This window comes from Pelagibacterium flavum (assembly GCF_025854335.1).
GTDB classification, from domain to species: Bacteria; Pseudomonadota; Alphaproteobacteria; order Rhizobiales; family Devosiaceae; genus Pelagibacterium; species Pelagibacterium flavum.
On the sequence record NZ_CP107716.1, the window covers coordinates 2,722,893 to 2,737,643 of the forward strand.

14 protein-coding genes, 1 tRNA gene and 1 pseudogene are annotated in these 14,751 nt (G+C 58.6%); 6 read left to right on the forward strand and 10 right to left on the reverse strand.

Annotated elements, in window-relative coordinates:
- Positions 1-30 precede the first annotated feature (30 nt).
- Complete coding sequence (locus OF122_RS13805) at positions 31-1,476, forward strand: MFS transporter (RefSeq protein WP_264224783.1); 1,446 nt, start codon at positions 31-33, stop codon at positions 1,474-1,476.
- Positions 1,477-1,589: 113 nt separating this feature from the next.
- Here the strand turns inward: OF122_RS13805 and OF122_RS13810 are convergent, their stop codons facing one another.
- Together OF122_RS13810 and OF122_RS13815 are read right to left on the reverse strand one after the other, a co-directional pair.
- Complete coding sequence (locus tag OF122_RS13810) at positions 1,590-2,306, reverse strand: RlmE family RNA methyltransferase (RefSeq protein WP_264224784.1); 717 nt, start codon at positions 2,304-2,306, stop codon at positions 1,590-1,592.
- Entirely contained in the window at positions 2,296-3,495 is a 1,200-nt protein-coding gene (locus tag OF122_RS13815; RefSeq protein WP_264224785.1) for a Ppx/GppA phosphatase family protein, read from the reverse strand. Before OF122_RS13815 ends, OF122_RS13810 begins: the two co-directional genes overlap by 11 nt.
- A 404-nt stretch (positions 3,496-3,899) precedes the next feature.
- On the opposite strand from OF122_RS13815, the gene OF122_RS13820 reads away from it, so the two are divergent.
- Positions 3,900-4,319, forward strand: coding sequence for a hypothetical protein (locus OF122_RS13820; RefSeq protein WP_264224786.1), 420 nt, complete (start codon positions 3,900-3,902; stop codon positions 4,317-4,319).
- A 148-nt stretch (positions 4,320-4,467) separates the two neighbouring features.
- Positions 4,468-4,541 (forward strand) — tRNA-Gln (locus tag OF122_RS13825).
- 147 nt (positions 4,542-4,688) lie between these two features.
- Here the strand turns inward: OF122_RS13825 and OF122_RS13830 are convergent.
- Positions 4,689-4,922: a hypothetical protein gene (locus OF122_RS13830; RefSeq protein WP_264224787.1), complete on the reverse strand. Its 234-nt coding sequence runs from the start codon at positions 4,920-4,922 to the stop codon at positions 4,689-4,691.
- Positions 4,919-5,419, reverse strand: a complete 501-nt coding sequence (locus OF122_RS13835) for a hypothetical protein (protein WP_264224788.1) — start codon at positions 5,417-5,419, stop codon at positions 4,919-4,921. The genes OF122_RS13830 and OF122_RS13835 overlap by 4 nt, the downstream gene beginning before the upstream one ends.
- Before the next feature lie 110 nt (positions 5,420-5,529).
- Between OF122_RS13835 and OF122_RS13840 the strand changes: the two genes are divergently transcribed.
- Entirely contained in the window at positions 5,530-6,270 is a 741-nt protein-coding gene (locus OF122_RS13840) for an SOS response-associated peptidase (protein ID WP_264224789.1), read from the forward strand.
- 245 nt (positions 6,271-6,515) lie between these two features.
- On the opposite strand, the gene OF122_RS13845 is transcribed toward OF122_RS13840, so the two are convergent.
- From OF122_RS13845 to OF122_RS13855, 3 genes are all read right to left on the reverse strand, one after another.
- Positions 6,516-7,166, reverse strand: coding sequence for a GIY-YIG nuclease family protein (locus tag OF122_RS13845; RefSeq protein ID WP_264224790.1), 651 nt, complete (start codon positions 7,164-7,166; stop codon positions 6,516-6,518).
- A gap of 14 nt (positions 7,167-7,180) precedes the next feature.
- Entirely contained in the window at positions 7,181-7,792 is a 612-nt protein-coding gene (locus OF122_RS13850; RefSeq protein ID WP_264224791.1) for a restriction endonuclease, read from the reverse strand.
- A gap of 110 nt (positions 7,793-7,902) precedes the next feature.
- Positions 7,903-9,056, reverse strand: a protein-coding gene (locus OF122_RS13855) for an IS3 family transposase (protein WP_408636244.1) whose coding sequence is annotated in 2 segments (ribosomal slippage) — positions 7,903-8,780 and positions 8,780-9,056 — 1,155 coding nt in all. Because the reading frame shifts where the segments join, the coding sequence is not laid out codon by codon here.
- Positions 9,057-9,132: 76 nt separating this feature from the next.
- On the opposite strand from OF122_RS13855, the pseudogene OF122_RS13860 reads away from it, so the two are divergent.
- A pseudogene (locus tag OF122_RS13860) lies at positions 9,133-10,070 on the forward strand (IS3 family transposase); the annotation flags it as partial.
- 287 nt (positions 10,071-10,357) lie between these two features.
- Positions 10,358-11,896, forward strand: coding sequence for a Fic family protein (locus OF122_RS13865; protein ID WP_264224793.1), 1,539 nt, complete (start codon positions 10,358-10,360; stop codon positions 11,894-11,896).
- A 264-nt stretch (positions 11,897-12,160) separates the two neighbouring features.
- Here OF122_RS13865 and OF122_RS13870 read toward each other — a convergent pair whose 3' ends face one another.
- From OF122_RS13870 to OF122_RS13880, 3 genes are all read right to left on the reverse strand, one after another.
- Positions 12,161-12,583: a helix-turn-helix domain-containing protein gene (locus tag OF122_RS13870; protein ID WP_319019367.1), complete on the reverse strand. Its 423-nt coding sequence runs from the start codon at positions 12,581-12,583 to the stop codon at positions 12,161-12,163.
- Positions 12,584-12,608: 25 nt separating this feature from the next.
- Positions 12,609-13,649 carry a Gfo/Idh/MocA family protein gene (locus OF122_RS13875; RefSeq protein WP_264224794.1) on the reverse strand — a complete coding sequence of 347 codons (1,041 nt, stop codon included), beginning with the start codon at positions 13,647-13,649 and terminating at the stop codon, positions 12,609-12,611.
- A 96-nt stretch (positions 13,650-13,745) separates the two neighbouring features.
- Positions 13,746-14,744 carry an ABC transporter permease gene (locus tag OF122_RS13880; protein WP_264224795.1) on the reverse strand — a complete coding sequence of 333 codons (999 nt, stop codon included), beginning with the start codon at positions 14,742-14,744 and terminating at the stop codon, positions 13,746-13,748.
- Positions 14,745-14,751: the final 7 nt, after the last annotated feature.

Here is a 14,751-nt window from a genome sequence, read left to right on the forward strand (position 1 = left end):
CAACAAGACTATCCATTCCGGTTCGGTTTATTGTCCCGCCTCATCCCCCTTATTCTGGCGGTCGCCCTGTTCATGGAAAACATGGACGCGACAGTCATTGCCACCTCGCTGCCGGCGATCGCCGCCGATATCGGTACGACGCCGGTGGCGCTGAAACTGGCGTTCACCGCCTATTTCGTGGCTCTGGCCATCTTCATCCCGATCAGCGCGTGGCTGGCCGACAAGTTCGGCGCCAAGTCGGTCTTTCGCGCAGCGATTCTTGTGTTCATCCTCGGCTCGATCGCATGCGCCTTCTCGGGCTCGCTGCATGAATTTGTCATGGCGCGCTTTCTCAAGGGCATGGGCGGGGCGATGATGAGCCCGCTGGCCCGGCTCATCCTGCTGCGCACCACCGAGCGCAGGGATCTGGTCAATGCGATGGCGTGGCTGACCATTCCCGCGTTGATCGGCCCGACGCTGGGTCCGCCGATCGGTGGTTTTCTCACCACGTTCCTGTCGTGGCACTGGATTTTCATCATCAACGTGCCGATCGGACTGCTCGGCGTCGTTCTGATCACCAAATACCTGCCCGAGGTGGAATCGGCCACGCTACGCCCAATGGATTTTCCGGGATTCTTCCTCACGGCAATCGCTTTTTCAGGGATCGTATTCGGGCTGTCGCTGCTTTCAATGCCCGTGCTTCCGTTCTGGGTCGCTGTCGTCTCCACGACCATCGGCCTTGCCGCGGCCGTCATCTATGTGCCCTACGCATTGCGCATCGAGCACCCTCTTCTCGACCCAAGGCTGTTCCAGCACCCCTCCTACCGCGCCGTCGTGTTCGGCACGACGCTCTTTCTGATCGGCGCTGGCGCCACGCCGTTTCTCTTGCCGCTCATGCTGCAGGTCGGGTTCGGCTATACCCCGTTCGAATCGGGGATGATTACCTTTGTGGGAGCGCTCGGCGCGCTCTGCATGAAGTTTGTTGCCAAACCCATCTACCAGCGCATCGGTTTCCGCACCGCGCTGATGGCAGCCGGCGTCTTTTCGTCTCTCGGGCTGGCCATTAAGGGCACCTTCGTGCCCCAGACCCCGATCGTCGTCATGATGGTGGTGATCTTTCTCGTCGGCCTCATCCGCTCACTGTATTTTACCGGCCAGAATGCCTTGGCATTTGCCGATATCGACGAAGAAGAGGCAGGCCCCGCCACGGCCATTCACTCCGTCATGCGCCCCATAGCCACAGCGCTCGCCGTCGCCATGGCTGGCGGCGTTCTGGAGTTTTCCAGCCAGATGCGTGGCCAGCCGCTGGGGGTTGATGACTTTCACACGGCCTTCTTTGTGATTGCCGCCGTGTCGTTTCTCGCCGTCATTCCCTTCCTGCGATTGGAAAAAGAGGCGGGCAGCGACATATCCGGCCAACGCACCGCGGCCCAACGCCAGGCGGCGCTCGAAAAGACCGAACAGCACGGATATCAGGGCCGCTCGCCGCGCTTTTAGAGCGTGTCCAGATAAAGTGGATGCCACTTTATCGGTTCGGACACGCGACAAAACAAAGACCTAGAGCAATTGAAGCGATTCAAAGAAGCGCTGAAATGTACTAGAGCGCCCTTTCAATCCTGCCGGCTGCCCTTGAACCCCCGCGCCACGAGATAGGTTTCCGCCGATTCCGAACGGCTCGATGGCGGTTTGGCGTGGAAGGTGGTCGCAAAATTGCGCTTGAGCATGGCCAGAAGCTCATGCTCGGTGCCGCCCTGAAACACCTTTGCCACGAACGTGCCGCCGGGCGCGAGCACGTCGAGCGCGTAGTCGGCGGCGATTTCGACCAGCGCGATGATCCGCAGATGGTCGGTCGGCTTATGGCCCGTTGTCGGGGCAGCCATGTCCGAGAGGACGATATCGGCCTTGTGTCCGCCCAGAAGATCGAACAGCGCCTGGGGCGCGTCTTCGTCGGTGAAATCCTTTTGCAGCAGCGCTGCCCCGGGCACCGGATCCATTTCGAGATAGTCGATGCCGACAACCGTGGGGTTTTCAGGATCGGATTTGACCGCCTTGACCGCGACCTGGCACCAGCCTCCGGGCGCCGCGCCCAGATCGACCACTCGCATGCCGGGCCTTAACAGCCCGTATTTCTCGTCGAGTTCGAGCAGTTTGTACGCCGAGCGCGCCCGCCAGCCCTCGGCCCGGGCTCGCGCCACGTAGGGGTCGTTGAGTTGGCGTTGCAGCCAGAGCGTGGACGATGTCGTGCGCTTGCGCGCCGTCTTGACGCGGGTCTTGAGGTCGCGATCGCCGCGGCGCCCCGCGCCCTTGCCGGTCGGCTTATTTGGCATTGCTGCCTCCCCTGCGCCTGCGTCCGGGACGGCCGCGCATCCACACGCGGTCCTCAGACATCATCGAAATCAAAATACCCTCGCGTAGTCCACGATCGGCCACCCTTATGCGCTTGCATGGCCATTCGCGCCGAATGGCCTCGAAAATCGCGCAGCCGGGGATCACCAGGTCGGCGCGCTCCTTGCCGATGCACGGATTGCTGGTCCGCTTGTCATAGCTCATGGCCAGAAGAACACGCATCGTGGCGTCAACATCATCGGCATGCATCCAGAGGCCATCGACCTTGGAGCGCTCGTAGCGTTCGAGCCCGAGATAGAGCCCGGCCAGCGTGGTGACGGTGCCCGAGGTTCCCAGAAAATGCACCGGATGGCTGGCCAGCATGCCGCGCAGCTTGTCCCGGCCACGGAAATGGCGGAGCTGGTCGGTCACGTGGCCCACCATGGCCTCGAAAATCTCCGGCGTCACATCGACGCCGCCGAATTTTTCGGCAATCGAGACAACACCGACCGGCAGGGATTGCCAGGAGCGAATGGAGGCTGACGTCTTGCCCTGATTGCGCGGGCGCCCGCCGCGGAAATCGAGCCAGGCCAACTCGGACGATCCGCCGCCGATATCGAACAGGATGGCGCCCGGCGCATCTGTTTCGATCAGATCGGCGCAGCCGGTCACGGCCAGTTCGGCCTCGGTCTTGCGGTCCACCACTTCAAATGTCAGCCCGACCTCGCGTTTGACGCGGGCGAGAAAGGCCGCCGAATTGGTGGCCGAGCGGCAGGCCTCGGTGGCGATGATGCGCGCCCTTACGCCCTCGTGCTGGGCCAGTTTGTTCCTGCAGATCTTGAGCGCCTCGATCGTGCGGTCCATGGCGGCTTCCGAAAGCCGCCCGGTCTGGCTCAGCCCCTCGCCCAGCCGAACGATGCGCGAAAAACCATCGAGCACACGAAACCCGTTTTCCGTCGGGCGGGCGATCAGAAGGCGGCAATTGTTGGTTCCCAGATCCAGCGCCGCATAGGCGGGCGCGCGCTTTTTGCGCTGCCCTGCGGATTTGGGTTGGGACGTCCACCGCGCTGCACGTTTGGCGCTCGGTTGCGCCTTGGCGTCTTCGCGTTCATGCCGGACAGGCTCGTTTGCGCGCTCGCGCAGAGACGCAGGAGCCGCCGACAGGGCGGTGGACCGACTTGAATCGGTCAACTCGGTTACTCCGTACTGCCCGGTCGCCGATGAGAGCAAGGCAGGCAACAGGCCCGCAATGGCTCGAATGGAAGGCGCCCGAGGCAGATCATTTCAGTTTCGGATCAACGGTAGTCCATCATGGCCCGCAACGCAACGATTGCCACATCGGCCGCCGCACCCGCCGCCTTGCCCAGATATCGCCACAAAACTCCAGTTTATGCCGGCCTTACGGGAGGGGGCCGCAATTGAGCACGGCCGCGCGCATCGCATCTGCGCAATGTCCCTGCCCTTTGCGGCAATAATCCCGCTTCGGCCAATCCGTTTGCCAACGGATAGTCTGCCGACCACTGGACAACAACACAGACCGACCCTGCCAATACGCTGGCTATAGCTGGCCGGGTCCAGCCAAGGACAAATCTAAAGTGACGCGTATTGTCTTATCGCTCCTGCTTGCCCTGTGCGCCGCTTCGGCCATCGCCACCCCATCCAATGCCCGTGATCCCCAGACCGTCATCAACGTCATGCTCAGCGAGCTGGGCAGCGTGCGGCCCTCGGGGTGTCCCGGACGCTGGTGCGCCTGCTATCTCGATACGGTTCTGGCCCGGGCCGGCCTTTTGCCAACGGGTTCGAACAAGGCGCGCGATTTCGCCAATTACGGCGAACAGGCCGATCCGGGCGCTGTCGGATCGATCATGGTCATGGCCAATCACGTCGGCGTGGTCGTGGGCGATTGCGGCAACGGCCAGGTGCAGATCGTCTCGGGCAATTACTCCAACACGGTCGCGCTGGGCTGCTACAGCCCCAGCCGCGCCATCGCCTGGCGCGCTCCGGTCACCCACTAGAGGCCTCAAACCGCGCCGGCGCCTTGTGCGGACGCTTGTGACAAAGAAGTGAAATTGCGGGCTTGAAATCGCCATCGTGTGCCGCTAAACAAGCGCCACTTCCTTCGGCCCCGCGCCGAAGCGAAACGCGCGGCACGCCCGCCTCTGCTGGGGAATAGGTTAACGGTAGACCCACGGACTCTGACTCCGTTAGTCCTGGTTCGAATCCAGGTTCCCCAGCCAATTCTTTTTTGTAAACAGAAACAATGACTTAGCAGGACCTCGTAGCAGGCGATCGTAGCACTTGTTCGATGCACTGAGCTGTGGATATCTTGGAAGCCCGGTCTCTTCTCTTCACCTATGCCCATGTCCAGGCCACGCTCCCGGCGATTACTCCTTCACAAACATCAGCGTGCCGCGGTCGATGTTCTCGATCGTCGTGTAAGGTCGTGACACGTTGAACTCGCCATTGACTGGATCGAAGATCGAGAAGCAAAAACCCACCATATACATGGCGATGGCCTCCTCGTATGTGAGCTTTGGATTTCGCCCGTCCCGACCATTGAGATGGATCGTATAGCGGCCCGGAATTTGCTCGTCGATTGGCGCAGGGTTGGACCTCATCGCGCTACTCTTTGCCGAACCGGCATGTCCGGCGCGTCCTCGTCGGTCAGGGCCCATTGGATGGTGGCGCCACTGGAGCCGCATTGCGGGCAGCGGGCCCAGCGCTCCAGCTTGGACAGACGACACTCGCTCCCATGGGTTGCCACAAGACTGCGCAGGTCCAGTTCGATGGGCGGACAGGCATTGACGCGCTTGAGGGCGTAGTGGCGCCGCAGACAGCGCAGGATCGGCCGCCATCTGTTGTGCTGGGCATCGGAAAGGCTGGCCCACCATGTCACGGACTCCTGAAACACAAAGGCCCGGCAATACCCTTCGGCCACGCGCTTGCATCCGCCGTCCTCGGCGACCTTTTTCTTCCACTCCGCCACCGTGATATCGGACCCATAGCGGCGGACGGCAGTGTGAATTTTCATCTCCCCGTGCCGCTTGCAGTCCTCGCATTTGATGACCAGGACCGGCGGCCCGAATTGTGTGATCTTGTCGGTTTCCTTGAACATGCCGCACCCGATGGACTCTCAAGGGACCGAGTCATAGAATAAGAACAAAATAAGAACAAGATTGCACGTGTTCACATTTTCGGTTGGTATGGGCGAAAGGGAGAAATCCGATGTGCAACCTTTATTCTGTGACCACCAACATCCAGGCCATCCGCGACCTCGTCAAAGGCTTCCGGGTGAACGAGGCGGCCATCGGCAACTTCCCGCCCCAGACGGCCATCTTCCCCGACTACCTCGCTCCCATCGTGCGCAACTTTGAAGGGGAGCGCGAGTTGACGCGGGTGCGCTGGGGCATGCCCACCAGTTCGTTCGTTCAATTCAAGGCCGCCAAGGCCCGAGCGGAAAAGCTGCAGAAAAAGGAAGGACGGGTGCTCAGCGAGGAGGAGTTCAAGACCCTGCTCGAAATGGAGCCAGATCGCGGTGTCACCAACGTGCGCAATGTCGACAGCAAGCATTGGCAACGATGGCTGGCGCCGCAGTTTCGTTGCGTTGTGCCCTTTACCTCGTTTTCCGAGTTCAACAAGGACGCCGGTGGCGATATCTGGTTCGCTTTCGATGACAGCCGCCCGCTGGCGTTCTTCGCGGGCATCTGGGCGCCCCAATGGACAAGCGTGCGCAAGGTCAAGGAAGGCATGGTCACCACCGACCTGTTCGCATTTTTAACGACGGAGCCGAATGCGGAAGTGGGCGCGATCCATGAAAAGGCCATGCCGGTGATCCTGACCGATCCCGACGACATCGAGACATGGATGACAGCACCCTGGGAGGACGCCAGGCGGCTGCAGCGCCCGCTCCCCGACGGCGTGCTTCAGATCGTTGCCAAGGGCGTGAAAGAGGATGGGGCGCAATGATGCTCGTGTCGGCGGTCGATCCGAAAACAAAAGAGCGCGCAAGGCTGCTTTCCCAATACCGCCTTCGTCCAACGACAAATGCGCCCATTCCGGACCAAAGGACCGGGAGAAATACTGTTGTCCACGAGCTTCTGAAGCGACCGAGACGGACGCCAACATGGCTGGCTGATAGTCGGGGCTGAAGACGAGGCGCTTGTTGATGGGCGGCCCATAAGGCCACTCTCGTGTCCCCTACTGAAGGCGATCTAACCCTTCTTTTGACCCACGCCCATCATATTCCAGGGCGGCTGGATCAGTTCTATCAGGCCCGCCTCAAGTCCAGCAGCTGTGGTGACGGGTAGCCCGTTCCAAGTCGTTGTTGGTGGCATTGCCAGATAAATCTCCACCTCTGTTCCAGCGCCAATATGCTCGAGAATGACAGCGTTGATCCTATGGCTCGTTCGCTGCCGAACGTGGCCCGCCCGATAGTTTTGCATCCGCTTGGCAAACCCCACGCGCGTGAGCCCGATATAGCGGACGAAGCCCTCGGTCGCGAAGGCATACACCCCAGGGTCGTGGGGTGCGGGAACACTCAACGCGATCCTACCTTTTTCATCAGAGATCCAGTCGCCCAGCTTGATGAAGCCGGCTTCGACCAGAACGCCAATCGGCGTCGGCTCTGGCACAATCACTTTTCGTAGTCGTCCAGGCGTTGCTGATGGAGGGGTTCCTCCACGTGACAGCCCGACGAGAATGCCTGCGTCCAGCATCACCTTGCGCGCGTGCTGATATCGTATGTCGAGGAGCTCGGCGATCTCCGTCCGCAGATACCCCTCTCGCGCCAGTGCCCGTATCTTGTCGGCTGTTTTCTCCAACCCCTCAACAACAACGGACGCTGGTTTGCGCTCGCTACTCATTCGCGTCGCTCTGTTTATATCGGCCAATACAGCCGGCGCAGCGGCAGGAGCTGTTTGGTCTCGTTATCCAGCTGCTCATAGTTATCGATTAGCGCCGCGACGAGTTCGTCGATATCCATAAGCGACAAGGGAATGTTGGCGCGCTCTGCTTCGTAGCGCGCGTCTTTTGAGAACCCACCAGTGCTGACATATAGACCTTTGTCGTCCTTGTGCCGCCCGCCTAGAAAACTGCGAATTTCCTGGCTGCCCATGGCGCCCTTACGGTGTTTCACTTCGACGACGATGCGTGGACTTTCAAAACCGAAACCATCGGGCGACGCCACAATGTCCTTGCCGCGATCCGGTCCAGCTGGCGAGATCTGAGTCTTGTAGCCCATCGCACGCAATAGGCCGGCTACGAGGCGCTGCATCTGCTCCCAATCGAGTTTTGCGGCCCGATCCTTGATGAACTCCAGCGCCCTGGTTTGCATGTTCTCGGCCAGCACCGCTTCCTCGGCCTCGATGGCTTCCGGCGGATCGGCCGGTGCTTGAGAGGTCATAGCGCGTCGCAAGTCTGCTGCGGCCTCTTTCGGCACAAGGAAAATTGTGGATATCGCGCCAAGGCTATTCTTCGTGTCTGCGCTCAACAAGTCGCGGCTAACTTCCCCGTCCCAACGAACCCTCTTGATATGAGGATGCTCCTTGCGCGCCGGGTCATTGAGCTACCCCCCAATCGCTGGACAGATTTCGGCGTAAATTAAGCTACTCGTTGCACCTGCTGGTCGGGTTGGTTTTGCTCAATGCGCTGCCAATAGATCACGGCAGGCGGTTTACCGCCAAGGGCGGAATGAGGGCGTCGATGATTGTAGAATTCCATCCAGTCGCGGACGCCAGCACGAGCCTGTGATCCAGTTTCCCAAGCGTGCAGATAGACGCATTCGTATTTGAGGGTGCGCCAGAGCCGCTCGACAAAGATATTGTCGAGGAACCGCCCCTTGCCATCCATGGAGATGCGCACTCCCATTCGTCGCAACCGATCGGTCCAGGCAAAGGACGTGAACTGGCTGCCTTGATCGGTGTTCATGACCTCGGGTGGGCCGAACTTGTGGACCGCCTCGTTCAATGCTTCGATGCAGAAGTCTGCCTCCAGCGTGTTCGAGATGCGCCAGGCCAAGACTTTGCGGGTGTGCCAGTCCATGATGGCCACCAGGTAGAGAAAGCCCCGGCGCATCGGAAGATACGTGATGTCCGCAGCCCAGGCCTGGTTCGGACGTTCCACCCTCAATCCCTTTAGAAGATACGGCCAAACCTTGTGTCCCTTGGCCGGTCTCGAGGTATTGGGCTTCTGGTAGATTGGCATCAGCCCCATGAGCCGCATCAGCCGCCGCACGCGCTTCTCGTTCACCAGGTGCCCTTCATTGCGCAGGTGCCAGGTCATCTGCCGGACTCCGAAGAAGGGTGTCTCCAGGAATTGCTCATCGATCCTGCGCATTAGCGCGAGGTTGATCTCGGTCTCGCCTTTCGGCGTGTAGTAGAACGAGGAACGCGAGAGCGACAGCAGCGTGCACTGCTTGCCAATCGAGAGAACGGGGTGATCAGGTTCTATCATCCCCCGTCTCACTTCCCGCCCCAGGGCTTGAGCTTTCGTGACAAAAAATCGTTGGCGACGGCCAGCTCTCCGATCTTGGCGTGCAGATCCTTGACCTGTTCATCGTCAATCTCTGGCTTTTTGCGCCCGCCACGCTCGAACACACCCGATGCCCCTTCGAGTAACGCCCGCTTCCATTGGTGGATCATCGTGGGGTGGATACCGAACCGGCTCGCCAATTCCGATACCGTCTCTTCGCCCTTCAATGCTTCCAGGGCGACCTTCGCCTTGAACTCGGGCGAATGCTGCTTTCGTTTCGACATCTCTGATCTCCATCGTCGAAGACCAGCAGACAACAATTCGTAGCTTACGTCAGCGTCCCATTTTCGGGGAGTAGCTCAGAAGGAACTGGCGCGCGTCACCGAGGAGCGCGACATCTTAAAAAAAGCCACCGCGTATTTCGCCAAGGATGCAAAGTGAGATACGCGTTCATTGCCGAGCATCGCCAGCAGTTCACGGTTCGGGCAATGTGCCGTTGCCTGCGCATCCGACCCAGCGGTTTCTACGCGTGGCTGAAGAATCCGCTGAGCAAGCGGGCGTTGGAAGATGCACGTCAGACGGAGCTCATCAGCAATGCCTGGAAGGAAAGCGGCAGGGTCTATGGCTACCGCAAGCTCCATGACGACCTTCTCGATCAGGGAGAGACCAGTTGTGCCAACCGCATTGCTCGTCTTGCGAGGCTTGCCGGGATCAAGGCGCAGATCGGCTACAAGCGACGGCCCGGCTCCTATGGCGGCAGGCCCTCGATCGTGGTCGACAATACCTTGGCCCGCCAGTTCGATGTGGAGGCTCCAGACAGGGCGTGGGTGACCGACATCACCTACATCAGAACCCAGGAAGGCTTTGCCTATCTGGCCGTTGTCATCGACCTGTTCTCACGTCGTGTCATCGGCTGGTCAATGCACAGCCGCCAGACAACCGACGTCGTGTTGCAGGCTTTGCTCATGGCAGTGTGGCGTCGAAAGCCCAAGAACAAGGTCCTGATTCATTCCGACCAGGGTTCCCAGTTCACCAGCATGGACTGGGCAGCATTTCTCAAGCATCACAATCTTGAGCATTCAATGAGCCGACGGGGGAATTGCCACGACAACGCTGTGGCAGAAAGCTTCTTCAATCTGCTCAAGCGTGAGCGGATACGGCGCAGAACCTATCGAACACGCCAAGAGGCAAGGCAGGACGTGTTCGACTACATCGAAATGTTCTACAACCCAAAACGAAAGCACGTCCGGAACGGGATGCTGTCACCCGTCGAGTTCGAACGACAGCAGGAAAACTAACCCGAGGGTGTCCACGAAACTCGGGGCTATTCAATGGTCGTCTGGTTGCCAGCCAGTTTGACTTTGGGGCGAAGCCAATATGTCAACGTGAGTTGACAAATTTGAGTGCCAATAAAGCGATGCTCTCATTGGTTTTGGCGTCGTAAGGCGGGCGCTAGCGAGACTGATAGACTAAAGATCGTTTTTCACGATAAGCTTCTGTGAGAACCATATTTCATGTGTTAGAATCAAAATTCAGGAAAAAGTAGTTTCTGACACCATACAACTTCGAGTTAGGCACGGTTTTCATGGCTTCGGCCTCTCAGAATCAATTTTCAGGCCCAGTTTCTGTTTTTCAGGAAAGACGCCTTCCTGAAACCGCGACGCCTGCTGGCTACAGCGCGCTGATTGATGCCTATGGGCTCGAAGTCCCCTTGCCGCGCACCCTTTGCGCTATAGGCGCTCATCACCGCATGCTGGAGCAGAGCAGCTGGCGGATCATGACACCACGCCATGCGCCAGACGCCAGCCTGGAAGGCCACCTGACCTTCGCCCTTAAATATGAAGGTCTCGATCTAGCAGTATTGAAACGCTTGTTCCTTTGTGTTGGGCCAGGCCCAATCGAAACCATCGCAAGGGAGAAGCCAGCCGGTACCTATGCGAGGCGCGTCTGGTTTCTCTATGAATGGCTGATCGGCGAGAATTTGGACCTGCCCGATGCCCAGACAGGTAAGTATGTTCCCGTGCTCGATCCTGACCTGCAATGGGGCATCGAAGGTGAAACAGCGCCACGCTACCGGCTGCGCAACAACTTGCCCGGCACCCCGGATTTCTGCCCGTTAGTCTTTCGCACCGGACGGCTCAAAGATTTCATCGCTGACGGCTTGGCGCAACGGGCCAGGGATGTCGTGGCCGATGTGCCGCGCGACGTCCTCGCTCGCACTGCCGCCTTCCTGTTACTCAAGGACTCAAAGTCCAGCTATGCCATTGAAGGGGAAAGCCCGCCCCAGGACCGCATTCAGCGCTGGGGCCGCGCTATAGGAGAAGCAGGCAAGCAGCCGCTTGATGAGCACGAACTGCTGCGCCTACAACGCATCGTTATCGGCGATGCTCGCTTCATCACACTTGGCTTTCGAGATGAAGGCGGCTTTGTCGGCCAACATGACCGGGAAAGCCGCCTGCCGCTGCCCGATCACATCAGTGCGCGGCCAGAGGACCTGCAATCCCTTCTTGCCGGTATGATCGCCTTCGATCATGGCCCAGCTCAACATATGGACGCCGTCATTGCCGCCGCCATCCTCGCCTTTGGCTTCGTCTATATCCATCCGTTCGAAGACGGCAATGGCCGCCTGCACCGCTATCTCATCCATCATGTGCTGGCCGAGCGCGGCTACAATCCGCCCGGCGTTGTCTTCCCGGTCTCGGCTGCGATCCTGGATCAGATCGACCAATACCGCGCTACGCTCGAATCCTATTCGCAGCGCTTGTTACCCAATATCCGCTGGAAGCCAACCGACAAATTCAATGTCCGGATTCTGGACGATACAGGCGATTTTTATCGCTTTTTTGATGCCACCCCGCACGCCGAATTTCTTTATGAGTGTGTCAAGCGAACCATTGAGCACGATCTGCCCTATGAGACAGACTTCCTGCGCCGCTACGATGAATTTCGACGCCATATCGAAGGCATGATCGACATGCCTGAGCGCACCGTCGATTTGCTGTTCCGATTTCTCGATCAGAATGACGGAAAGCTCTCAAACCGTGCCCGCACAAAGGAATTCGATGCGCTCACCGGGGAAGAAGTGACGCGGGTCGAATCCATCTATGATGAGATCTTTGGCTAGGTCGTGTTGAGAAAATGGTACACAAATCAAGTCAGTTCTGATTCAAAACTCCCCTTTATGGGGAGCGATGACGGCACGCGGCGCCACCTACCGCCATAGGCTTAAGGTACGCAGACGTTGCTCGATGCCAGCGACAACTGTGGTCAACAGATGTTGAGGAGTGTCCGGGGGTAGTGCGTCACTGACCGAAGCAATGCGGTCAGCCGCCAAGGTCTCGCCCGTTCAAAACCACCCCCAGTGGCGCGTTTGATCTTCGGCGCTCCATCAGATGAGATCCTCAATGTCAGAAGGGCTCGACTTGCGGCGCGGTTGCACAACCAGTTCAAGGTTGAGAGCCGCGAGCACTTCGGCAAGCGTTCTGAGCTGCGTGCCCGCCTCTCCATTTTCCAGCGCGGAAATGGTCGCCTGCCGGAGCTGTGTTCCGGCGGCTACGTCGGTCTGCGTCAGAGCGCCCTTCTTGCGATAGCGTCGCAGAATTGCGCCAAGCTGTTGGGGCGAGCGTGCGATGTCTATCTTATATCCTCCGACGCCAGTATACGGATTGGCGTATACCATCGCAATATACTGCTTGGAGTATAAAGACTCCTTATACGCCAGCGCGGATAAAATCGATCCATACGGTAGGGCGTATAATCTGCCAGCAGCACCCCTGCCAAAACTTTTTTGAAAGCCCTGCGCACTTGCCAACCCCCGCCCCCCTGCTGACCTTTCGCTAAATGGGCTCCATGCCTGTTCGCTCCCCTTTTTCGACCTGGACCCATGTGCCTGTTCGCTCGCTTTCAAAAATGGCGTCAAGCACATGCATTGAGTTAATAGCGTCCTCAATGCCATAATCACACTCGGCCTTGCCAAGCACGGCCAGCGCAAATGCGTTGGCCATCTCAGTATACTGATCGCTGGGGGCCAAGATCTCGCGACGCGACATATACCCATCATATGTCAGTCCTTGATCGATGATTAGCGCCGTGGCTTCATCTTGCGGTGCATTGTAGGGGATGACAATTTCGACACGTCCCTTAGTGCCGAAAATTTCGATCGACTGGCTGTTGACCAACTGGGTCGAGACCAGAAACACAAGCTGACGCCCCTTGCCAAAGTCGGCGATAACGCTGGCTTGCCGGTCCGTTCCAAAACGTGGGTCCCTGTCGATCAGGGCAATGACCCGCTCGGGCTCGCACTCGAAAAAGAAGCGCCCACCCGTCACCGGATAGCACCCAATATCGAGGATCGCGCCCCCACCAATCTCGGCCATGTTGCGCACGTTGTCCGGGTCATCGTTGAAATAGGAAAACACTGCACGCACTGCCCGCACGTCCCCGAGTTCCCCGGAGCGAGCAATTTCGCGGGCGCGCAGCCATTGCGCATGGAAGCGCACCATAAATCCTTCCATGATCAGTGCATCAGAACGACAGCCGCGCAGCAATTTCGCTTCTTGGGCACTGAGTGCTATAGGCTTTTCACACAGCACATGCTTGCCCGCGGCGTTCGCCGCGATCGTCATTTCAACGTGGCGATGATTTGGAAGCGGGTTATAGATCGCATCGATTTCCGGATCCGCCAGCATCTCTTCATAAGTTCCATAAGCCTTTTCAATCCCGAGTTTATCGGCAGCGGACCGCGCCCTGGCCAAGTCGCGAGAACAGATCGCCGTCACCTCGCAGTGCTCTGACTTCATGATTGCTGGCGTCACCTTCGTCATCCCGATATCAGCGGTCGAAAGGATCCCCCAACGGACTTTTGTTGCTTTGGACACGGATGCTCCTTGATGGCTCTGCTCACGAAATGCGGACGGATTTGACTGTAAGGGCCAGACGTCCCCGGGCCGTCGCCCACGCGATGTGACTTTCGGTCAGGACGTCGCCGCCGCTTGATGATTGAGGGCTTCGAACGCACGTGCCGCGCGCTGCCTCTCGCGATATCTGTTAAATTGCTGGTCGGCCAGAACACCTGCAAGAATGACGCCGCCCATCACCGCAAAATTGAGTGATGACGGGATGCCGAGCAAATTAACGAGGTTCTGAAGTTGCTGGATCAGCACAGCGCCCAAAATGACCCCGACAATTGAACCTTCCCCGCCCCGAAGCGAAAATCCGCCCAGAACGGCCGCAGCAATGGCATAAAGTTCATAGAAGTTGCCGTGCGATGATGGCTGGACCGACCTTGTGAACATCGCAAAGTAGATGGCTGCTATCGAGGTCAGCACTGCGCAAATGATATAGGCCGACGTGATGACGAGGTCAGTTCGCACCCCCGAAAAACGAGCTGCCTCTTCATTCTTGCCTACGGCATAAAGATGCCGACCATAGACGGATCGATGCAACACAAACCAAGCAACGACGCCCAAAACAAGCATAGCGATAAAAGAGTGCGGGACACCCAGTGTCCGGCCGATCGTAACCCATTCGAGACCAGGAAAGCTCGCGCCAAACGGAAAGCCTGCCGTTGCTTCCCCGGTATATCCTCGGGCCACACCTCGATAGATGAGCAGTCCGCAGAGTGTGACCACAAAAGGCTGCATTTTCAGTTTTGTGATCAACAGACCGTGGGCCAACCCCATCAGCGTGCCAGCCATCACAGCAATCATGATCGCCAACGGCCACGGCACCCCGAGCCGCCCGACCAGTTCGACAAACAACACCCCAAGCAGCGCTATCATCGACCCCACGGATAGATCGATACCGCCCGTCATGATGACAAAGGCCTGGCCGATGGCGAACAGCCCGAAAAGGCCGATAAGGTTGGCGGTATTTCCCAGATTGATCGGCGAAATAAACAGCGGGTTGCGCATATAAACGATCGCACCCACCACCAGGATCAATACGGCCAACCACAGATCTTTCTTGTGCATTTTTTGT

Excerpts from the sequence above, each read along its gene's own strand:
- OF122_RS13810 (WP_264224784.1), bottom strand. The coding sequence starts at position 2,306 with ATGCCAAATAAGCCGACCGGCAAGGGCGCGGGGCGCCGCGGCGATCGC.
- OF122_RS13830 (WP_264224787.1), bottom strand. The coding sequence starts at position 4,922 with ATGAGGTCCAACCCTGCGCCAATCGACGAGCAAATTCCGGGCCGCTAT.
- OF122_RS13835 (WP_264224788.1), bottom strand. The coding sequence starts at position 5,419 with ATGTTCAAGGAAACCGACAAGATCACACAATTCGGGCCGCCGGTCCTG.
- OF122_RS13840 (WP_264224789.1), top strand. The coding sequence starts at position 5,530 with ATGTGCAACCTTTATTCTGTGACCACCAACATCCAGGCCATCCGCGAC.
- OF122_RS13845 (WP_264224790.1), bottom strand. The coding sequence starts at position 7,166 with ATGAGTAGCGAGCGCAAACCAGCGTCCGTTGTTGTTGAGGGGTTGGAG.
- OF122_RS13865 (WP_264224793.1), top strand. The coding sequence starts at position 10,358 with ATGGCTTCGGCCTCTCAGAATCAATTTTCAGGCCCAGTTTCTGTTTTT.
- OF122_RS13880 (WP_264224795.1), bottom strand. The coding sequence starts at position 14,744 with ATGCACAAGAAAGATCTGTGGTTGGCCGTATTGATCCTGGTGGTGGGT.